The organism is Klebsiella sp. GL120222-02, from assembly GCF_003097195.1.
Taxonomy (GTDB): Bacteria; Pseudomonadota; Gammaproteobacteria; order Enterobacterales; family Enterobacteriaceae; genus Klebsiella; species Klebsiella variicola.
The window spans coordinates 1-21,529 of sequence record NZ_QEQO01000011.1; the positions used below are offsets into that span (position 1 = coordinate 1).

General features: G+C 57.2%; 18 protein-coding genes. 7 read left to right on the forward strand and 11 right to left on the reverse strand.

Annotation, left to right across the window (positions count from 1 at the left end; genetic code table 11):
- Positions 1 to 136: 136 nt before the first annotated feature.
- Positions 137 to 592, reverse strand: coding sequence for an acetyltransferase (locus tag N438_RS24630; protein ID WP_008807332.1), 456 nt, complete (start codon positions 590 to 592; stop codon positions 137 to 139).
- Between the two features lie 156 nt (positions 593 to 748).
- Between N438_RS24630 and metA the strand changes: the two genes are divergently transcribed.
- The 4 genes from metA (at position 749) to aceK (ending at position 6,811) form a co-directional block, all read left to right on the forward strand.
- The gene (gene metA / locus N438_RS24635; protein ID WP_008807331.1) at positions 749 to 1,678 is read left to right on the forward strand and encodes a homoserine O-succinyltransferase; all 930 of its coding nucleotides are present in this window, start codon (positions 749 to 751) and stop codon (positions 1,676 to 1,678) included.
- 260 nt (positions 1,679 to 1,938) lie between these two features.
- Positions 1,939 to 3,540 carry a malate synthase A gene (aceB, locus tag N438_RS24640; protein WP_008807330.1) on the forward strand — a complete coding sequence of 534 codons (1,602 nt, stop codon included), beginning with the start codon at positions 1,939 to 1,941 and terminating at the stop codon, positions 3,538 to 3,540.
- A gap of 79 nt (positions 3,541 to 3,619) precedes the next feature.
- Entirely contained in the window at positions 3,620 to 4,924 is a 1,305-nt protein-coding gene (gene aceA, locus N438_RS24645) for an isocitrate lyase (RefSeq protein WP_032701149.1), read from the forward strand.
- A 102-nt stretch (positions 4,925 to 5,026) separates the two neighbouring features.
- Entirely contained in the window at positions 5,027 to 6,811 is a 1,785-nt protein-coding gene (aceK, locus tag N438_RS24650) for a bifunctional isocitrate dehydrogenase kinase/phosphatase (protein WP_012969170.1), read from the forward strand.
- Positions 6,812 to 6,861: 50 nt separating this feature from the next.
- Here aceK and iclR read toward each other — a convergent pair whose 3' ends face one another.
- Complete coding sequence (gene iclR, locus N438_RS24655; RefSeq protein WP_004206826.1) at positions 6,862 to 7,692, reverse strand: glyoxylate bypass operon transcriptional repressor IclR; 831 nt, start codon at positions 7,690 to 7,692, stop codon at positions 6,862 to 6,864.
- Positions 7,693 to 7,886: 194 nt separating this feature from the next.
- Between iclR and metH the strand changes: the two genes are divergently transcribed.
- Both metH and N438_RS24665 read left to right on the forward strand, forming a co-directional pair.
- A complete protein-coding gene (metH, locus tag N438_RS24660) occupies positions 7,887 to 11,570 on the forward strand; it encodes a methionine synthase (protein ID WP_023296890.1) in 3,684 nt (1,227 codons plus the stop codon).
- A gap of 130 nt (positions 11,571 to 11,700) precedes the next feature.
- Complete coding sequence (locus N438_RS24665) at positions 11,701 to 13,332, forward strand: Na/Pi cotransporter family protein (RefSeq protein WP_008807325.1); 1,632 nt, start codon at positions 11,701 to 11,703, stop codon at positions 13,330 to 13,332.
- Between the two features lie 87 nt (positions 13,333 to 13,419).
- Here the strand turns inward: N438_RS24665 and N438_RS24670 are convergent, their stop codons facing one another.
- The 8 genes from N438_RS24670 to N438_RS24705 all read right to left on the reverse strand — a co-directional run bounded on the left by N438_RS24670 (position 13,420) and on the right by N438_RS24705 (position 19,961).
- Positions 13,420 to 14,229 (reverse strand): shikimate 5-dehydrogenase, encoded by an 810-nt coding sequence (locus tag N438_RS24670; RefSeq protein WP_023296891.1) that lies wholly within the window; start codon positions 14,227 to 14,229, stop codon positions 13,420 to 13,422.
- Entirely contained in the window at positions 14,222 to 15,454 is a 1,233-nt protein-coding gene (gene sorE, locus N438_RS24675) for an L-sorbose 1-phosphate reductase (protein WP_008807323.1), read from the reverse strand. The genes N438_RS24670 and sorE overlap by 8 nt, the downstream gene beginning before the upstream one ends.
- Before the next feature lie 72 nt (positions 15,455 to 15,526).
- A complete protein-coding gene (locus N438_RS24680; RefSeq protein ID WP_002884590.1) occupies positions 15,527 to 16,351 on the reverse strand; it encodes a PTS system mannose/fructose/sorbose family transporter subunit IID in 825 nt (274 codons plus the stop codon).
- Positions 16,352 to 16,362: 11 nt separating this feature from the next.
- Positions 16,363 to 17,163 carry a PTS mannose/fructose/sorbose transporter subunit IIC gene (locus tag N438_RS24685; RefSeq protein WP_064171755.1) on the reverse strand — a complete coding sequence of 267 codons (801 nt, stop codon included), beginning with the start codon at positions 17,161 to 17,163 and terminating at the stop codon, positions 16,363 to 16,365.
- A gap of 65 nt (positions 17,164 to 17,228) precedes the next feature.
- Positions 17,229 to 17,723, reverse strand: coding sequence for a mannose/fructose/sorbose PTS transporter subunit IIB (locus N438_RS24690; protein WP_004151751.1), 495 nt, complete (start codon positions 17,721 to 17,723; stop codon positions 17,229 to 17,231).
- Complete coding sequence (locus N438_RS24695; protein ID WP_002884611.1) at positions 17,723 to 18,130, reverse strand: PTS sugar transporter subunit IIA; 408 nt, start codon at positions 18,128 to 18,130, stop codon at positions 17,723 to 17,725. The genes N438_RS24690 and N438_RS24695 overlap by 1 nt, the downstream gene beginning before the upstream one ends.
- A 9-nt stretch (positions 18,131 to 18,139) precedes the next feature.
- On the reverse strand, positions 18,140 to 18,943 hold the full coding sequence (locus tag N438_RS24700) for an SDR family oxidoreductase (RefSeq protein ID WP_038421993.1): 804 nt from the start codon (positions 18,941 to 18,943) through the stop codon (positions 18,140 to 18,142).
- A gap of 70 nt (positions 18,944 to 19,013) precedes the next feature.
- Complete coding sequence (locus tag N438_RS24705; RefSeq protein ID WP_002884616.1) at positions 19,014 to 19,961, reverse strand: sugar-binding transcriptional regulator; 948 nt, start codon at positions 19,959 to 19,961, stop codon at positions 19,014 to 19,016.
- 349 nt (positions 19,962 to 20,310) lie between these two features.
- On the opposite strand from N438_RS24705, the gene rluF reads away from it, so the two are divergent.
- Positions 20,311 to 21,186, forward strand: coding sequence for a 23S rRNA pseudouridine(2604) synthase RluF (gene rluF / locus N438_RS24710; protein WP_008807321.1), 876 nt, complete (start codon positions 20,311 to 20,313; stop codon positions 21,184 to 21,186).
- Here the strand turns inward: rluF and N438_RS24715 are convergent.
- A complete protein-coding gene (locus N438_RS24715) occupies positions 21,183 to 21,455 on the reverse strand; it encodes a DUF3811 domain-containing protein (RefSeq protein WP_004177859.1) in 273 nt (90 codons plus the stop codon). The two genes, rluF and N438_RS24715, sit on opposite strands and share 4 nt — an antisense overlap.
- Between the last annotated feature and the right edge of the window lie 74 nt (positions 21,456 to 21,529).

The following is a 21,529-nucleotide window of genomic DNA, read 5'->3' on the forward strand; positions in this document are numbered from 1 at the left end:
ATGTCTCCCCGGTGGCGCTGCGCTTACCGGGGCTACGGATTCGCACCCGCCCTGCACGACCTGTAGCCCGGACAAGGTGCGCAGCACCGCCTCCGGGGAGGCCCCTGCCTAAGGGTCAGCAGTTGCGACGTCAATCTTAGTCTGCTTCAGCCTGCTGCTCATGTATCAAATTCAATAACGGATACGGTTGCCCCAGATCGTCCGTCTCAGAACGCCCTGTCACGTTAAAACCCATCCTCTGATAAAACCCGACCGCTTGTTCATTCTGCTCATTCACATTCGTCGTCAGCTTTGGCGTTAACGACAGCGCATGCTCAATCAGCAATTTCCCCACGCCACAGCCGCGGACATCCGGATCGACGAACAGCGCATCCATATGCTCTCCGGTAAGCAGCATAAAGGCGATCGGCTGGTCCTGGGTGTTAGCCGCCACCCACAGCGGAGCCTCCGGTAAAAATGCGCGTACCATCTCCTCCAGCTCCTTTCGATACGCTTTTGACAGAAAATCGTGCGTGGCGTCGACCGACCGACACCATATCGCAATCAGTTTATCCCCTTCATCTGGCCGGGAACGGCGGATGCTAATAACCATAGTTTCTCCTTTTCTTCATTCTTATATTCTAACTCAATGCGCGCCGTGAAATTTTCTCACCGTGAACATGCAGACTCGACATTCACCCGATTCCTGGTTATCTTCAGCTATCTGGATGTCTAAACGTTTATACGTATGCTATGAGGTAATACAGTTATGCCAATTCGGGTGCAGGACGAGCTACCAGCCGTCAGTTTCTTGCGCAATGAAAACGTCTTTGTGATGACGACAACACGTGCAACGACTCAGGAAATTCGCCCCCTGAAGGTGTTAATCCTCAACCTGATGCCGAAGAAAATCGAGACGGAAAATCAGTTCCTGCGTCTGCTGTCGAACTCTCCGCTGCAGGTGGACATCCAGTTGTTGCGTATTGATGCGCGTGAGTCGCGTAATACGCCGGCGGAGCATCTGAATAACTTTTACTGCAATTTCGATGAGATCTGCGATCAGAACTTTGATGGCCTGATTGTCACCGGTGCCCCCTTAGGCCTGGTTGAGTTTAACGATGTTGCTTACTGGCCACAGATCAAACAGGTGCTGGAGTGGGCGAAGGATCACGTCACCTCCACGTTGTTCGTCTGTTGGGCGGTTCAGGCCGCGCTGAATATTCTGTACGGCATTCCGAAGCAGACCCGCGCCGAAAAGATTTCTGGCGTTTATGAACACCATATTCTGCATCCACACGCCTTACTGACCCGCGGTTTCGACGACTCTTTCCTGGCCCCGCACTCACGCTATGCTGATTTTCCGGCGGGACTTATCCGCGACTACACCGATCTCGAGATCCTCGCGGAGACGGAAGAGGGCGATGCGTATTTGTTTGCCAGCAAAGATAAGCGCATCGCCTTTGTTACCGGCCACCCGGAGTACGATGCCAATACCCTGGCAAGCGAATATTTCCGCGATGTGGAAGCCGGTTTGAATCCAGAGGTTCCTTACAACTATTTTCCGCAAAACGACCCGCAGAACAAACCGCGCGCCACCTGGCGGAGCCACGGCAATCTGCTGTTTGCTAACTGGCTTAACTATTATGTCTACCAGATTACACCATACGATCTGCGCCATATGAATCCTACACTGGAGTAATACTCTACACGAAACGATCCTAAAGCGTTTCAGCACTTTGCCTCTGGCACCTTCGGGTGCCTTTTTTATTTCCGAAATTCACTTCATGCTCAATGATAACTTTAATTCCATTGTTATCAATATGTTAACTCTATTTTAAAATTAAAATGGAAATTGTTTTTGATTTTGAAAATTAATTGAGTAGTCTTAATTGTGCTGAGCGAAAACTACACAACGATCTCTCGCTCGCTTCCAGCGGATCAACCAAGAGGAACAGCACAATGACGCAGCAGGCGACAATCACCGATGAACTGGCCTTTAGTCAGCCCTATGGCGAGCAGGAGAAGCAGATCTTAACGCCTGAGGCGGTAGAATTTCTGACGGAACTGGTGAGCCGCTTTGCGCCGGCGCGTAATAAGCTACTGGCCGCGCGTCAGCAGCAGCAGCAGGCCATTGATCAAGGTGTACTTCCTGACTTTATTTCGGAAACCGCTTCCATTAGAAATGGAAACTGGACCATCCGCGGTATCCCGGCGGATTTGCAGGATCGCCGTGTTGAAATCACCGGTCCCGTTGAACGCAAAATGGTCATTAACGCGATGAATGCCAACGTCAAAGTCTTTATGGCGGACTTTGAGGATTCGCTGGCGCCTGACTGGCGTAAAGTCATTGATGGCCAAATTAACCTGCGTGATGCCGTGAACGGGACCATCAGCTACACCAACGAGGCCGGCAAAATCTACCAGCTGCAGCCCAATCCCGCTGTGCTGGTATGCCGTGTGCGCGGCCTGCACCTGCCGGAAAAGCACGTCACCTGGCGTAATGAGGCCATCCCCGGCAGTCTGTTCGATTTTGCGCTCTATTTTTTTCATAACTACCAGGCGCTGCTGGCGAAGGGGAGCGGTCCCTACTTCTATCTGCCAAAAACCCAGGCCTGGCAGGAGGCGGCATGGTGGAACGATGTCTTTAGCTTTACGGAAGATCGCTTTGACCTGCCGCGCGGCACCATCAAGGCCACGCTGCTGATTGAGACGCTGCCAGCGGTGTTCCAGATGGATGAGATCCTGCATGCGCTGCGCGACCATATTGTTGGCCTGAACTGCGGCCGTTGGGACTACATCTTCAGCTATATCAAAACGCTGAAAAACCATCCGGACCGCGTGTTGCCTGACCGTCAGGTGGTGACGATGGATAAACCGTTCCTCAGCGCCTACTCACGGTTGTTGATTAAGACCTGCCACAAACGCGGTGCGTTTGCGATGGGCGGCATGGCGGCGTTTATCCCGAGCAAAGATGCCGAACGTAACCGTCAGGTGCTGAGCAAAGTCACCGCCGATAAAGAGCTGGAGGCGAACAATGGTCACGATGGCACCTGGATTGCCCACCCGGGGCTGGCGGATACCGCTATGGCGGTGTTTAACCGCGTACTGGGCGATAAGCCGAATCAGCTCTCGGTCACCCGGAGCGCGGATGCGCCAATTACCGCCGAACAGCTGCTGGCCCCCTGCGAGGGCGAGCGCACGGAAGCCGGGATGCGCGCCAACATTCGCGTGGCGGTGCAGTACATCGAAGCCTGGATCTCCGGCAACGGTTGCGTCCCGATTTATGGCCTGATGGAAGACGCCGCGACGGCCGAGATCTCGCGCACCTCTATCTGGCAGTGGATCCATCATCAGAAAACCCTGAACGACGGCACCCCGGTCACGAAGGCGCTGTTCCGCCAGTGGCTGGCGGAAGAGCTGATGGTGATTCAGGAGGAGCTGGGAGAGCACCGTTTCAGCCACGGCCGCTTTGACGATGCGGCGCGACTGATGGAGCAGATCACCACCTCCGACGAGCTAATTGATTTTCTGACATTACCGGGCTACCGCCTGCTGGCCTGATCGCCAGATGGTGTGGTTCGCCATTTAGTCCTTCACCAATGCGCCTGGGGAGCCAGGAAATTATATGGAGCATCTGCACATGAAAACCCGTACCCAACAAATCGAAGAATTAAATAAAGAGTGGACGAACCCGCGCTGGGAAGGCATTACCCGCCCGTACAGCGCGGAAGAGGTGGTGAAGTTACGCGGCTCGGTGAATCCAGAATGCACGCTGGCACAGCTTGGCGCGGCGAAAATGTGGCGTCTGCTGCACGGTGAGGCGAAAAAAGGGTACGTCAACAGTCTCGGCGCGCTGACCGGCGGCCAGGCCTTGCAGCAGGCGAAGGCGGGTATCGAAGCCATTTATCTCTCCGGCTGGCAGGTGGCGGCGGATGCTAACCTGGCGTCCAGCATGTATCCGGATCAATCGCTGTATCCGGCCAACTCGGTACCGGCGGTGGTGGATCGGATCAACAACACTTTCCGTCGTGCCGATCAGATCCAGTGGTCGGTCGGGATTGAACCGAACGATCCGCGTTATATCGACTACTTCCTGCCGATCGTGGCGGATGCGGAGGCCGGTTTTGGCGGCGTCCTTAACGCCTTTGAGCTGATGAAATCGATGATTGAAGCCGGTGCAGCGGCGGTTCACTTCGAAGATCAGCTGGCGTCAGTGAAGAAGTGCGGTCATATGGGCGGTAAAGTGCTGGTCCCGACCCAGGAGGCGATTCAGAAGCTGGTGGCGGCGCGTCTGGCAGCCGACGTGATGGGGGTCCCGACGCTGGTGATCGCCCGTACCGATGCCGATGCGGCCGATTTAATTACCTCTGACTGCGATCCGTACGATCGTGAGTTTATTACCGGGGATCGCACCAGCGAAGGGTTCTTCCGCACCCACGCCGGGATCGAGCAGGCGATCAGTCGCGGGCTGGCTTATGCGCCGTACGCGGATCTGGTGTGGTGCGAAACGTCGAAACCGGATCTTGAGCAGGCGCGCCGCTTTGCTGAGGCTATCCATGCGCGTTTCCCGGGCAAATTGCTGGCCTATAACTGCTCACCGTCGTTTAACTGGAAGAAAAATCTCGACGATAAAACCATCGCCAGCTTCCAGCAGCAGCTGTCGGACATGGGATACAAATACCAGTTTATTACCCTCGCCGGGATCCACAGCATGTGGTTCAACATGTTCGACCTCGCCCATGCCTACGCTCAGGGTGAGGGGATGCGCCACTATGTTGAGAAAGTGCAGCAGCCGGAATTCGCTGCCGCGCCGGAAGGCTATAGCTTCGTCTCGCACCAGCAGGAGGTGGGCACTGGCTACTTCGACAAAGTCACTACCATTATCCAGGGCGGCGCCTCATCGGTGACGGCGCTGACCGGCTCGACCGAAGAAGATCAGTTTTGAGCCATGCCCGGCGGCGCGACGCTGACCGGGCCTGGGAAGGGATGCAGGCCGGATAAGCGAGCGCGCCATCCGGCATGACGTGGTGCCGGATGGGGGAAAGCGATGACGCGTGGCCTGGAACTACTGATTGCCCAAACCATTTTACAGGGATTCGACGCCCAGTACGGGCGTTTCCTGGAGGTGACCTCCGGCGCGCAGCAGCGCTTTGAACAGGCTGACTGGCACGCCGTACAGCAGGCGATGAAGCAGCGTATCCATCTCTACGATCACCACGTTGGCCTGGTGGTAGAGCAGCTGCGCTGCATTACCGAAGGGAAAAGTACCGACGTCGATTTTCTTCTGCGGGTGAAACAGCAGTACACCCAACTGTTGCCGGATTACCCTCGCTTTGAAATTGCCGAGAGCTTTTTCAATTCGGTCTACTGCCGACTGTTTGACCACCGCTCGCTGACCCCCGAGCGGCTCTTTATTTTCAGTTCGCAGCCCGAGCGTCCCTTTCGCACCCTACCGCGACCGCTGGCGAAAGATTTCTTTCCGGAACGCGGCTGGTCCCACCTGCTGGGCAAAGTACTGTCCGATTTGCCGTTGCGGCTGCCGTGGCAGAACAAAGCGCGGGATATCGGCTATATCATTGCCAGTCTGCAGGAGGCGCTGGGGGAGGAACTGCTCGCCACCTGTCATCTGCAGGTCGCCAATGAGCTGTTCTACCGGAATAAAGCCGCCTGGCTGGTGGGCAAACTGGTCATGCCGATGGCGACGCTGCCTTTTTTGCTGCCGATCCACCGCAGCGATGAGGGTGAGTTGTTTGTTGACACCTGCCTGACCACCCATGCCGAAGCAAGCATCGTTTTTGGCTTCGCGCGTTCCTATTTTATGGTTTATGCGCCGTTGCCCGGCGCTCTGGTGGAATGGCTGCGTGAGATCCTGCCGGGCAAAACGACGGCCGAGCTGTACATGGCGATTGGCTGTCAGAAGCACGCCAAAACCGAAAGCTATCGCGAATATCTACACTACATTACTCGCTGCGATGAGCAGTTTATTGAAGCGCCGGGCATTCGCGGGATGGTGATGCTGGTGTTTACCCTGCCGGGGTTTGACCGGGTGTTTAAGGTGATCAAAGACCGCTTCGCGCCGCAGAAAGAGGTGACCGCCGCCCACGTGCGCGCCTGCTATCAGCTGGTAAAGGAACACGACCGCGTCGGGCGGATGGCGGATACCCAGGAGTTTGAAAATTTCGTGCTGGATAAACGGCAAATCGCGCCGGCGCTGCTGGCGCTGTTGCAGGCGGAAGCGGGGAACAAACTCACCGATCTCGGCGACCGCATCGTCATCAGTCATCTCTATATTGAACGGCGAATGGTGCCGCTCAACCTGTGGCTGGAGCAGGTTAACGGCCAGGCATTGCGTGATGCGGTAGAAGAGTATGGCAATGCTATCCGCCAGCTGGCCGCCGCCAACATCTTTCCCGGCGATATGCTGTTTAAAAACTTCGGCGTCACCCGCCACGGCCGGGTGGTGTTCTACGACTATGACGAAATTTGCTATATGACAGAGGTAAATTTCCGCCAGATCCCGCCGCCGCGCTATCCGGAAGATGAGCTGGCCAGCGAGCCGTGGTACAGCGTTTCGCCGGGGGATGTGTTTCCGGAGGAGTTCCGCCACTGGCTGTGCGCCGACCCGCGCGTTGGGCCGCTGTTTGAGGAGATGCATGCCGACCTGCTGCGCGCGGACTACTGGCGCGAGCTGCAGACGCGGATTAAAAACGGCCATGTGGAAGATGTTTACGCCTACCGGCGCAAGCAGCGTTTTAGCGTGCGCTATGGCGCTGACAGTAGGCCGGATAAGGTGTTTACGCCGCCATCCGGCAGGGTGCGCCGATCTGCCTGATGGCGCTACGCTTATCAGGCCTACTTAAAATGCCCCTGTGGGGCATTTTTTTATTTAACCCCGCCATACGCCAGCGTCACTTCCTTCGCCGCTTTGATCACCAGCGCGCCCAGCTCGGTCACCCGGTCATCGGTCATGCGTGAAATCGGCCCGGAGATGGAGATTGCCGCGAACGGTTCGCGATGTTCATCATAAATGCAGGCGGCGACGCAGCGCAGGCCGAGCGCGTGCTCCTCGTCATCGAAAGAGTAGCCCCGCTTGCGGGTCTGCGCTAAATCTTCCTTCAGATGCAGCGGCGAGACCAGCGTGGCATGCGTATAGGCATGCAGCCCTTTACGGTGCAGCAGGCTGGTGACCTGCTCTTCGCTTAATTGCGAGAGAAACGCCTTCCCGGCGCCGGAGGCGTGCATCGGCAGCTTACCGCCGATCGGCGCCGACATACGCATCAGCTGGGTGCACTGCACCTGGTCGATAATGATCGCCTGGTGGTCGCTCTGGTCAAGCACCGCCAGATTCACCGTTTCACCGGAATCTTCCATCAGCTGGCGCAGGATCGGGTGGACAATCGCCAGCAGATTGCGGCTTTGCAGAAAGCTGCTGCCGACCACGAAGGCATGCGCCCCGACGGCCCAGTGGCCCAGCTCGCCCACCTGGCGGACGAAGCCCAGCTGCTGCATGGTGGTCAGCAGGCGGTGGGTGGTGGAGTTGGGCAGACCCGCCTGCTGCGCCAGCTCGGTTAGCGCGACGCTGCTGTGGGACTCGGCAATCCATTCGAGCAATTTCAGGCCGCGGGTCAGCGACTGAACCTGACCGCCAGCCTGCTGGGCGGTGGCAGCCGCGGGTTTTCTGCCGCGTTTCGCGGGAACGGGGGTAGTGGCCATCGCGGACTCCTTTTTCTGTATCGTGGAAATGATTTTCGTTTTATTTGGCGATAATGCAATCACAACCGGACTCATCGGAGGAGTGAAGCTGAACATGTCTCATATTGCCTGTTGTTGTCTTTTCCGCTCCGGTGGTTTATGCCAGTATGGTTTGTTGGCTATTTGGCCTGAGTTGAGCGTTGTCGGGAGCAAGTGTGAGCAGCAAAGTTGAGCAACTGCATCAGCAGTTAAAAGAACGTATTCTGGTTCTGGATGGGGGCATGGGCACCATGATCCAGGGCTATCGTCTGAGTGAGCAGGACTTTCGCGGTGAGCGCTTTGCTGACTGGCCGTGCGACCTGAAAGGCAACAACGACCTGCTGGTGCTCAGCAAGCCCGAGGTGATCCGCGAGATCCACGACGCCTACTTCGAGGCCGGTGCGGATATCATTGAGACCAACACCTTTAACTCGACGACCATCGCGATGGCGGATTACCAGATGGAATCCCTGTCGGCCGAGATCAACTTTGCCGCGGCGAAGCTGGCCCGCGCCAGCGCCGACGCCTGGACGGCCCGCACGCCGGAAAAACCGCGCTACGTCGCGGGCGTGCTTGGCCCGACCAACCGTACCGCCTCTATTTCGCCTGATGTGAACGATCCGGCGTTCCGTAATATTACCTTTGACCAGCTGGTGGCTGCCTATCGCGAATCCACCCGGGCGCTGGTGGAAGGTGGCGTGGATCTGATCCTGATTGAAACGGTATTTGATACTCTGAACGCCAAGGCGGCCATCTATGCGGTGAAAGAGGAGCTGGAGGCGCTGGGCGTTGACCTGCCGCTGATGATCTCCGGCACCATCACCGATGCGTCCGGCCGCACGCTTTCCGGACAGACCACCGAAGCCTTTTATAACTCGCTGCGTCACGCCGAAGCCTTATCGTTTGGTCTGAACTGCGCCCTCGGGCCGGACGAACTGCGGCAGTATGTCCAGGAGCTGTCGCGCATCGCCGAATGCTACGTCACGGCGCACCCGAACGCCGGTCTGCCCAACGCCTTCGGTGAATACGATCTGGATGCCGACACCATGGCGACGCAAATTCGCGAATGGGCGGAAGCCGGTTTCCTCAATATCGTCGGCGGCTGCTGCGGTACGACCCCGGAGCATATTGCCGCTATGAGCCGGGCGGTGGCCGGTTTACCGCCGCGCCAGTTGCCGGAACTGCCGGTGGCCTGCCGCCTCGCCGGCCTGGAGCCGCTGAACATCGGCGACGACAGCCTGTTCGTTAACGTCGGCGAACGTACCAACGTCACCGGCTCGGCGAAATTTAAGCGCTTGATCAAAGAAGAGAAGTACAGCGAAGCGCTGGACGTTGCCCGTCAGCAGGTCGAAAGCGGCGCGCAGATTATCGATATCAACATGGATGAGGGGATGCTCGACGCGGAAGCGGCGATGGTGCGCTTCCTCAACCTGATTGCCGGCGAGCCGGACATTGCCCGCGTGCCGATCATGATCGACTCCTCCAAGTGGGAAGTCATTGAAAAGGGTTTGAAATGCATTCAGGGCAAAGGCATTGTTAACTCGATTTCGATGAAAGAGGGCGTTGAACCTTTTATCCACCATGCGAAGCTGGTTCGCCGTTATGGCGCCGCGGTAGTGGTGATGGCCTTTGACGAAGTGGGCCAGGCCGACACCCGCGAACGCAAAATTGAGATTTGCCGTCGCGCTTACAAAATTCTCACTGAAGAGGTCGGCTTCCCGCCAGAAGATATCATCTTTGATCCCAATATCTTTGCGGTAGCGACCGGTATCGAAGAGCACAATAACTATGCGCAGGACTTTATCGGCGCCTGCGAAGACATCAAACGCGAGCTGCCGCATGCGCTGATCTCCGGCGGCGTCTCCAACGTGTCGTTCTCGTTCCGCGGTAATGACCCGGTACGTGAGGCGATCCACGCCGTGTTCCTCTACTACGCGATCCGTAACGGCATGGATATGGGGATCGTCAACGCCGGCCAGCTGGCGATTTACGACGATCTGCCGGGCGAGCTGCGCGACGCGGTCGAAGATGTGATCCTTAACCGCCGCGATGACAGTACCGAACGGTTACTTGAGCTGGCGGAAAAATATCGCGGCAGCAAAGCGGACGACGGCGCGAATGCTCAGCAGGCGGAATGGCGCAGTTGGGACGTGAAAAAGCGTCTCGAATATTCGCTGGTGAAGGGCATTACCGAATTTATCGAACAGGACACCGAAGAAGCGCGTCAGCAGGCTGCCCGCCCGATTGAGGTGATTGAAGGGCCGCTGATGGACGGCATGAACGTGGTCGGCGACCTGTTCGGCGAAGGTAAAATGTTCCTGCCGCAGGTGGTGAAATCCGCTCGCGTGATGAAACAGGCGGTGGCCTACCTCGAACCTTATATCGAAGCCAGCAAAGAACAGGGCTCCAGTAACGGCAAAATGGTGATTGCCACCGTAAAAGGCGACGTTCACGACATCGGTAAAAATATCGTCGGCGTGGTGCTGCAGTGCAATAACTACGAAATTATCGATCTTGGCGTGATGGTCCCGGCAGATAAAATTCTCAAAACCGCCAAAGAGGTCAATGCGGATCTGATCGGCCTTTCCGGGCTGATTACTCCGTCACTGGACGAGATGGTTAACGTGGCGAAAGAGATGGAGCGCCAGGGCTTTACCATCCCGCTGCTGATCGGTGGCGCGACTACCTCGAAAGCGCATACGGCGGTGAAAATCGAGCAGAACTACAGTGGCCCGACCGTTTACGTACAGAACGCCTCGCGCACCGTCGGGGTGGTGGCTGCGCTGCTCTCGGATACGCAGCGCGATGATTTTGTCGCCCGCACGCGTAAAGAGTATGAGACCGTGCGTATTCAGCATGGGCGTAAAAAACCGCGCACGCCGCCGGTGACCCTGGCCGCGGCGCGGGAAAACGATCTGGCCTTCGACTGGGAGAGCTACACGCCGCCGGTGGCCCATCGCCTGGGGGTACAGGAGGTGGAAGCGAGCATCGAGACGCTGCGCAACTACATCGACTGGACGCCGTTCTTCATGACCTGGTCGCTGGCGGGTAAATACCCGCGGATTCTGGAAGATGAAGTGGTGGGCGAAGAGGCACAGCGCCTGTTCAAAGACGCCAACGATTTGTTAGATAAACTCAGCGCAGAGAAAACCCTGAACCCGCGCGGCGTGGTCGGGTTGTTCCCGGCCAACCGCGTGGGCGACGATATTGAAATTTATCGCGATGAAACCCGCACCCACGTGCTGACGGTGAGCCATCATCTGCGTCAGCAGACGGAAAAGGTCGGCTTCGCGAACTACTGCCTCGCCGATTTTGTCGCGCCGAAGCTGAGCGGCAAGGCGGACTACATCGGCGCCTTTGCCGTGACCGGCGGCCTGGAAGAGGACGCGCTGGCGGACGCCTATGAAGCGCAGCATGATGACTATAACAAGATCATGATCAAGGCCATCGCCGATCGTCTGGCGGAAGCCTTCGCCGAGTATCTGCATGAGAAAGTGCGCAAGGTCTACTGGGGGTATGCGGCCAATGAGAACCTCAGCAATGAGGAACTTATTCGCGAGAATTACCAGGGGATCCGTCCGGCGCCGGGGTATCCGGCCTGTCCGGAGCACACCGAAAAAGGCACCATCTGGCAGCTGCTGGACGTCGAAGCCCATACCGGCATGAAGCTGACCGAATCGTTCGCCATGTGGCCCGGGGCATCGGTTTCCGGCTGGTACTTCAGCCATCCGGACAGCAAGTACTTCGCCGTGGCGCAGATCCAGCGCGACCAGGTCGAAGACTACGCGCTGCGTAAAGGGATGACCCCGGCGGAAGTCGAACGCTGGTTAGCGCCTAATCTGGGCTATGATGCCGACTAAATCGTCACCTTTCCTTACAACAAACAAGGCGCTCTGTGAGCGCCTTGTCTCTTTATTGAGGTTAACCCCTTATACTGAGAGAGGTTCCTGATCTTCGGAAAACCTATAATGATAAGGAGAAGCTGATTCCGTGTTAACTCTGCTACACCTGTTGTCCGCGGTTGCTCTGCTGGTGTGGGGCACGCATATTGTGCGTACCGGGGTGATGCGCGTCTATGGCGCTCGCCTGCGTACCGTTCTCAGTAGCAGCGTAGAGAAAAAGCCGCTCGCCTTCTGCGCGGGTCTTGGCGTCACTGCGCTGGTGCAAAGCAGCAATGCCACCACCATGCTGGTGACCTCGTTTGTCGCCCAGGATCTGGTGGGCCTGACGCCAGCGCTGGTAATGGTGCTGGGGGCCGACGTCGGGACGGCGCTGATGGCGAGGGTGCTGACCTTCGACCTGTCGTGGCTATCGCCGCTACTCATTTTTATCGGGGTGATCTTCTTCCTTGGCCGCAAGCAAACCCGCGCCGGGCAGCTGGGGCGGGTGGGGATTGGTCTGGGGCTGATCCTGCTGGCCCTGGAGCTGATTGTGCAGGCCGTGAACCCCATCACCCAGGCCAACGGTGTGCAGGTGATTTTCGCCTCGCTGACCGGCGATATCATGCTGGATGCCTTAATTGGCGCCGTATTCGCGATCATCAGCTACTCCAGCCTGGCGGCGGTGCTGCTGACGGCGACGCTGACCGCGGCGGGAGCAATCTCCTTCCCGGTGGCGCTGTGCCTGGTAATTGGCGCCAACCTGGGCTCCGGGCTGTTGGCGATGCTCAACAACAGCGCGGCAAACGCGGCGGCGCGCCGCGTGGCGCTGGGTAGCCTGCTGTTTAAGCTGGTGGGGAGCCTGATTATTCTGCCATTCGTCCATCCGCTGGCCGCGGCGATGCACAAGCTGCCGTTGGCGGAGTCTGAGCTGGTTATCTACTTCCACGTCTTTTATAACCTGCTGCGCTGCATCGCGATGGTGCCCTTTGCCGGACCGATGGCGAAGCTGTGCCAGCGTATGATCCGCGATGAGCCCGAGCTGGATAACCAGCTGAAACCCAAGCATCTTGACCCGTCGGCGCTGGATACGCCAGCGCTGGCGCTGGCCAATGCCGCGCGCGAGACGCTGCGCATTGGAGATGCGATGGAGCAGATGCTGGGGAGCCTGCATAAAGTGATGCATGGCGAACCGCGTCAGGAGAAAGAGCTACGTCGTATGGCGGACGATATCAACGTGCTCTACACCGCCATTAAGCTCTATCTGGCGCGAATGCCAAAGGATGAGCTGGCGGAGGAGGAGTCCCGGCGCTGGGCGGAAATCATTGAGATGTCGCTAAACCTCGAGCAGGCGTCCGATATCGTCGAGCGGATGGGCAGCGAGATCGCCGATAAATCGCTGGCGGCGCGGCGCGCCTTCTCGGTGGAAGGGTTAAAGGAGCTGGATGCGCTGTACGATCTGCTGCTCAGCAATCTGCAGCTGGCGATGTCGGTCTTCTTCTCCAGCGATGTACCCAGCGCCCGCCGTCTGCGGCGCAGCAAACACCGGTTCCGCATTCTTAACCGCCGTTACTCGCATGCGCACGTTGACCGTCTGCATCAGCAGAACGTGCAGAGTATCGAAACCAGTACGTTGCACCTGGCGCTGCTGGGGGATATGAAGCGTCTGAACAGCCTGTTCTGCTCGGTGGCCTACAGCGTGATGGAGCAGCCGGATGAAGACGACGAACGAGATGACTACTGAGACGGATTATTTTTCCGTTTATGTCGCTTCTTTTCTGGCGAGGTAGCCCTCCCGGGACGTGGCTGACGCCTTCCCGGGAGGGACATCCTAGCTTCTGGCAAACGCCGAGGCTTCTGCCACCAGCGCGTTATCCGGTCGTACGCCGGTATAAAGGGCGAACTGCTCGACGGCTTGCAGGGCAATGACTTCCGCACCGCTGATGGTTTGCTTACCCCGTTGTTGCGCCAGGCGGATCAGCGGAGTTTCCGCCGGCAACGCGACCACGTCAAACACGACGCTGGCCTGGTCCACCATGGCCTCGCTGAACGCCAGCGTGTTGCTTTCCGCTCCCCCCGCCATGCCCAGCGGTGTGACATTGACCAGAATCTCGGCTGCGATCCCTTCCGGCAGGGGCTGCCACTGAAAGCCATACTGTTTTGCCAGCGCCAGGCCGCGCTGGCGATTGCGGGCCGCAATGATCACGTCGCGGAAACCGGCATCACGGAAGGCGGCAATGACGGCTTTCCCCATGCCGCCGCTACCCTGAATCATCACTCTGGCGTTGGTATCGAGCCGATGGCTGGCGATCAGGCTTTTGACCGCGATGTAATCGGTGTTTAGCCCGGTTAACTTCCCGTCGTCATTGACGATGGTGTTGACGGAGTCGATGACTTTTGCTGACGGGTCGACCGCGTCAAGAAACGGTATGCAGCTCTCTTTAAACGGCATGGAGACCGCACAGCCGCGGATACCCAACGCGCGAACCCCTTTTACCGCCGCCTCAATATCCTTAGTCGTAAAGGCTTTGTAGAGGTAGTTCAATCCCAGCTTGTCATACAGATAGTTATGAAAGCGGGTGCCGAAGTTGCCGGGGCGACCCGCCAGGGAGATGCACAGCAGCGTATCGCGGTTAATCATGCGTAATATCCTCCGCGTGGGCCAGCAGATACGCTTCAGCCTCCTGGGACCAGATCCCATGGTGACGCGCCACAATCGCTGCCAGTTCGGGATCGGCGATCTCGCCCAGCGGCGTGAGCGGGAAGGCTTTTCCGGTATACACCAGCTTTTTTCCCCCGCCGACGGCAGGCAGATCGAGGGTGGTTTCGCCCGCGGCGTTCAGGCCGAGAATATGGGTGACCACTTTCGCCGTCTGGACCTTTTTCGCCTGCATCAGCGCCACCGCGGCGCGCATATCGTCAGTATTACCGCCGGAGGTGCCGACGTAGTGGGTAAAGGCGTAGTGCACGTCGTAGAAGTTGATCGGGGCGCTGAATTGCTTATCCTGGGGGCCAGCAAAGAAATTCAGGCAGCCGTCCGGGGCCAGCAACGAGGAGGCCAGGGTGATCAGCTGTTCGTTTGGCACAAACACGAAGATATCGTCGAAGCCATGGCCGCCGCTGAGCGCCAGCAGCGTATCGCGACTGGCCTCATGGCCGTCGAGGTAGTGGATCAGCGTCTGCGGCTCAGAGGGGTAATGACGGCGGGCGTAGCTGAGCTTCGGCTTATTGGTATCGGTCACTACCAGTAGTGAAGGATTGATGGGGCCGTGCAGCGCATAGTCGATAGCCAGCAGCCCCATCGGCCCCGTCCCGCCCAGGATCAGAGTGCGTCCCTGAGGACGGATCCCCATCACGTGGTTGTAACTCCCCTCCTGCAGATGATAATTGGCGTTGAAAGCGCCAATGACGCAGGAGAGCGGCTCCACCAGCGATCCTTCAAACCAGGTATCCCCCTCCCAGGTGAGCAGGCAATCCTGCGCCATCACCTCATTGGGGATCACCACATGGGTGGCTTCGCCACCGATCCATGGGAATGAGTAGCCGGGGCAGTCGGGTCGGTCGGGCAACTGCAGGTTGGCCTGGATCACGTAGCGCTGCCCTGGCTGAAACTTATGCTGCCACTTTTTACCGACGGCAAGGATTTCGCCGCAGAATTCATGACCGATAATAATGGGCCTGGTGGCCACATCATCTGGCACCTTTTTATGATCGGCACCCTGATTGGCCTCTTTCCATGAGGAAAGACACAGGCTGTCCGTGACCACCCGGGCGAGGATCTCATCGTCCTGCATCGCCGGGAGGGTAAAGGTTTCCAGGCGCAGGTCTCGTTTGCCATACAGGCGCAGGGCCGTTGTTGTTTGCATAAACCACCTCATCCCCTTCATCTTTCGGGGCTATGTTGTTGACGTCACCCCGGCATCGCCGGGGCGGAATAATCAGGACAGAAAGCCGAGGGCGTTGCCGATAATGCCTAAGCCGAAAAGGGCGAAAATCAGCCAGACCGGATTCACTTTCTTGTTCAGCAGACGCACCATCAGTAGCGTCAGGCCCAGCGCCAGCAGGCCGGGGCAGAGCTGATCGAGGATGTTCTGGACGGTCATCGTGACGGTGGCGCCGTCTGCACCGGGCGTTTGGGAAACCACCAGCGGCACATTGATGGTGGTCCATTTGGTCACCAGCACCCCCATGACAAACAGGCCGAGAATGGAGGCGCCTTCGGTCAGCTTCTGCAGCAGGTTACCGCCCATATCGCTGACGATATTGACCCCTTTACGGAAGCCCAGTTGCAGGCCGTACCACTTCATTGCCAGCCGCACTGCATTGAAAATAAAGAAAAATAACAAAGGTCCCAGAATGTTGCCGGAGAGGGCCAGCGAGGCGCCAAGGGCCGCGGTAATCGGCCGCAGCGTGCCCCAGACCAGCGGGTCGCCGACGCCGGCCAGCGGGCCCATCAGACCCACCTTGATGCCGTTAATAGCGCCATCGTCAATGGCCGCGCCGTTAGCCCGGGCCTCCTCCATGGCGGCGGTGACGCCGATCACCGGGCCACACACCGCCGGCGTGGTATTAAAGAACACCAGATGACGCTTCAGCGCCGCGACCTGATCGGCTTTGAGCGGATACAGGCGTTTGATCGCCGGGATCATGTCGTAGCAAAATCCCAGGCCATGAATACGTTCGAAGTTAAAGGAGGCCTGCTGGAGGTTGGAGCGGAGAAACATGCTCACCAGGTCGCCTTGCGTGATTTTTTTCTGTTCCATTTTCGGCTCCGTTAGTCGTCAAGCTGGTCAAGGGCGGGGGCAGAGGGGGCGGTGGACACGGCGGGTTCAGCCTTACGCCACTGTGGATTGAGCTGGATGTAGATCAGCGCGATGATGACGCCCACGCCGCCGAAGGCCAGCAGGCTGAAGTCGAGATAACCCCCGGCGAGAAAACCGAGGAAAAAGAAGGGCATCAGGTACTTCACGCCCATCATTCGCAGCACCATCGCGTAGCCCACGACGACAATGAAACCACCGGCAATCTGCAGGCCGCGGGTGACGAATTCCGGGATCGCGCTGAGCATACTGCTGACCATGTCCGCGCTAACGAACAGCGAGACCACCAGCGCCGGGATTGCCACGCGCAGTGCCTGCACCCCCAGTGCGGAGACATGCAGCAGGTCGATGGTACGAAAGCGCGCCTCCTCGGCCGCTTTGTCCGCGGCGTGCTGGAACACCACGGTAATGGTACGGGCGAAAACGGTCAGCACCTGCCCGGCGGCGGCCACCGGCAGAGCAATGGCGATACCGGTGGCAATGCTCTGGTGGCCCACAATCACCAGAATGGCGGAGATAATGCTGGCCAGCGCCGAATCTGGCGACTGCGCTGCCCCCACGTTCATCCAGCCGAGGGCGATCAGCTCCAGCGTACCGCCGAGCATAACCCCGGTTTTTAAATCGCCCAGGATGAGGCCAATCACGGTACAGGCGATAAGGGGCCGATGGGTCTGAAATTCATCCAGCACGCTGCCCATTCCGGCAATACAGGAAAAAATAAATATGGCTATTATCTGTAGGGTACTAATTTCCATAATTTTTGACCTTTAAGGTGTGAGTCATCCTGCCTGCTACGGCATATCACAACAGGCGCTATTTTTTATTCGCAGAAAGCTGTTTCGTTAATTTTGTCGAGAATATTGACTGACGGATCTGATGCGACCACGCGTAAATCGAGTTTTACGCCCAGTTTATCGAGTTCACGGAATGCCTGAATATCCTGCGGATCCAAAGAAACGGCTTTGGTTAGCTGTTTTTTACCGGGTCGCCAGGCCATGCCACCAATATTTAACGTGGCGATCTGCACGCCCTGGCGCACCATCGTTAAAACATCGTGTGGATTGGTAAATAAATAAAAGACGGTCTCGTCCTGATATTGCGGGTTATGATAGACCGCAACCGCTTTTTCCAGACTGACAACGTTTACCTTCATGCCTGGCGGAGCCGCCTGGCGCAACAGGGTCCGGCGAACCTCATCGTTAAATACATCGTCATTGCAGATAATTATCCGCTGGGCGTTGGCGACTTTTGACCACACGGTGGTGACCTGGCCATGAATCAGTCGGTCATCAATACGGGCGAGGGTAATTTGCATCAGAACTCCTCCTCAACGGTTTCTGGCTGCTGCCAGACCACACAGCACTGACTGGCGATGGCCTGCAGATGCTGGCATAAGTCATCGGCGCTCAGGGTATGCTGGTTATCCACCAGCTCGAGCGCCAGCGGCAGCGACAGGCCGCTAATCACCCGGATCTGCGGGTGACGCATTGCCAGCCCAGCTGCGGCATTCCATGGGCTTCCGCACTGCAAATCTACCGCGATTACCCACTCCTCATCGGTGTGGGCGCTTACTAACTTTTCCAGGTTAATGGCGATATCCGCCGCGTTTTCGCCGGGGACAAACGCGACGGCGCTGACGTTAACCTCGCCGTAGACCATGCATACCGAATCAAGCATGGCCCCGGCCAGCTGGCCGTGGGCGCAGAAGATAGCGTGAACCATACTGCCTCCTTAACCGCGCGTTTTTCCGCCGGCAATGTTAGTGGTGACTCCGGTGATGTAGCTGGCGCGCGCTGACAAGAGATAGCAAACAAAATCAGCCACTTCCGAGAGCTTTCCTGCCCGCCCGATGGGAATGGCGTTTTTGGTATATCCCTCGCGAAGTTGCTCGACGGTGATATTGCGCGTCCAGGCCAGCGCCTCTTCATATTCCGGTGTCCGCAGACCGGTTTTTTCGAGGATCCCCGGCGCAACGCCGACCACGCGGATCCCATATTTACCCAATTCTTTGGACCAGGAGCGGGTAAAGCTGTTGAGCGCGGCCTTGGTCGCGGCGTAGCAGCTTTGACCTTCAGAGCCTTCCAGGCCGCTCTCCGAAGAGACATTGACAATCACACCGGCGCGCTGTTTGACCATTTGACGCGCCACCGCCTGCGACATGAAAAACACCCCTTTCTGGTTGATATTGACCATTTTTTCAAAAGCGGCTTCGTTTAATTCATAGCGGCCGGCCGGTGCTTTTTCGTCGACTAATAAACGCGGGAAATTCACGCCAGCGTTATTGACCAAACCATCAATACGCGACCAGCGCTGAATAATGGCATCGATAGTCTGTTGCACCTCTGTCGCGCTGGAAATATCCGCCGGCCAGAAGTGATAATTATCGCCATTGTGATGACGATCGCCGCCATGAATATCAATCATCTGGACATGAGCACCTTGTGATAATAATTCATCGACAATGGCCAGCCCAATTCCCGAGGCGCCGCCGGTCACGATAATGACGTTATCTTTTAAATTTAACCAGGTATTCATTATTCACTCCCATTTCTTTAGATAAAGGGATCCCCCGCAGCGGGTGCTGCGTGAAATCATATCCTGTGTGTTATTTCAGTAATAACTCAGCCGTTTCTCTGTTTGTCACCAGACAATTAATATAGCGTCCGTGCAATGCGCCAAGAATGCCAGAGTATTTCTCTTCCCCCATGGCGATGCCGATGGAATAGCGAGCCTGGCGCAGCTTCGCCATTTCGATCGACAGGGTTTTTTCGCTCATATTGGTATCGACTAACCCGCCGTTAATATCGTAGAAACGCGAACAGATATCCCCGGCGACGTGGCGGGCGTTGAGATCGTCGCTCTCTTCGCTGCCGTAGAAGGCGTGCCAGTTTGCGCCGTCGCGAATGGCCGGTGAACCAATACCCACCAGCGCCACATCCAGGCTGTCCCAGTAGGATGAGATGGTTTTAAAGTGCTGGGACTGCATGATGCCGTTGCGGATCAGCGGGTTATCCAGCAGGGCTGGAAAATCGGCAAGGTGGGATTCCGCTTTCAGTCTGGCTGCCGCGCCGTAGGTTAAGGTGTTCACATGGTAGCGGCTCTCCAGTTTACCGGAAGGTCCACCGATGATGGGGACGCAGATCACCTGGCGTGACTGGCTGGCCTGCGGCAGGTTCTCCACCAGCGAACGCACGGCGCGGCCCCATGAAAAACCGATGATATCGCCTGGCTCCAGCAACCGATCGACAAGCAGGGCGCCATGCTGGCCCATCGCACTCAGCTGTTCTTCTTCCAGCAGCCCATCGCTGCTGGCAACCACCGCCTCTTTCAGGCCAAATTTTTGCTTGAGCTGTTGCTCGAGCCACAGGTTTTCATTGTAGTCATAGTTGATGGCGATGGTAACAATGCCCTGCTCGCGGCCGCGCTTCAGCAGGCGACTGATGGTGGTGCGATAGATCCCCAGCTCGCGAGCGATTTGCGCCTGAGTCATATCCTGCTCGTAATAGAGCTGGGCGATTTTGACAATCAACCGGATATCATCGCTGTTTTCCATGGTCATCTGCAGGCTCCTGCACATTTGTGCAAATCGCGGGTTTGTGCTGTTGATCTGATATAACCCTATTAGAGCCACCGTTTAAAGCGATTTTCTTTTATTTCATCACCCTAATCTGGCGAATAATCTTGCACATTTGCGTTATCAATAGCGGGTTGTTGGCACCTTTGTGCATTGCACGCTAAATCGCTGATTCTGTGATATTTCATCATGCAAAGTTGCCAGGCGTTGAGCGGGACACTTTTGTGAAAAAAGGCGTAGTCGATCACACCTTGCGCCGGAGGGCGCAAAGGCACATCTTTTTTCTCGCCCACAAGGTAGGGTATATTTCGCTTTTACAGGAGAATCTATGCTGCCCGACTCATCAACCCGATTAAATAAATACATCAGCGAAAGCGGCATCTGCTCGCGTCGCGAAGCGGACCGCTTTATTGAACAAGGCAACGTCTTTATTAATGGCAAGCGCGCCACCATTGGCGATCAGGTGAAGCCTGGTGACCTGGTCAAAGTGAACGGACGGTTGATTGAGCCGCGTGAAGCGGATGATCTGGTGCTGATTGCGCTGAATAAGCCGGTCGGTATTGTGAGCACCACCGAAGATGGCGAACGCGACAATATTGTCGACTTCGTCAACCACAGCAAGCGTATCTTCCCTATTGGCCGTCTGGATAAAGATTCTCAGGGGCTGATCTTCCTCACCAACCACGGTGATCTGGTGAACAAGATCCTGCGTGCCGGCAACGACCATGAAAAAGAGTATCTGGTGACGGTCGATAAGCCAGTGACCGATGAGTTCATTCGCGGGATGGGCGCGGGGGTGCCGATTCTCGGGACGGTGACGAAAAAATGTAAAGTGAAGAAAGAGGCGCCGTTCGTTTTCCGCATCACTCTGGTGCAGGGGCTGAATCGCCAGATCCGTCGTATGTGCGAGCACTTTGGCTATGAAGTGACGAAGCTTGAGCGTACGCGGATTATGAACGTGAGCCTGACGGGGATCCCCTTGGGGGAATGGCGTGATCTAACCGATGACGAGTTGATCGACCTGTTCAAGCTGATTGAAAACTCCTCTTCCGAAGCGAAGCCGAAAGCCAGGCCGAAGGCCAAAGCGGCGACTCCCGGCATCAAGCGCCCGGTGGTGAAGATGGAAAATAGCAACGATAAGGGCCGCCCGGCTGCTAACGGGAAACGTTTCACCCAGCCGGGACGTAAAAAGAAAGGGCGTTAACGCCTGCCGCGGGTCGGCGTATTCGCCGACCAGGAAAAGGTCGCTTCCTTATCCGTTTTATAAGCCTGCTGTTTTTTCACCTGGCGGGCTTTCTTCGCTTCCGCTTCACGCTGCGCCATCAGCTTATCGATATATTCCTTTTTCACGCTGTTCGTTTCCGCATTGCTCAGCGGGCGGCCATGCGCAATGCGCGCGCGGTCAAGCAGCGTTTTCAATTCGCGCTGTTCGCGCTCGGTCATCTCTTTTTGTGTAATACGGGGGAGTGCCATGGTGGTGCCCTCAGTCAGACCAGAGCACCCAGTGTACGGCAATCAGCGCAAAATAGAACGCATCCGGAAAGCGC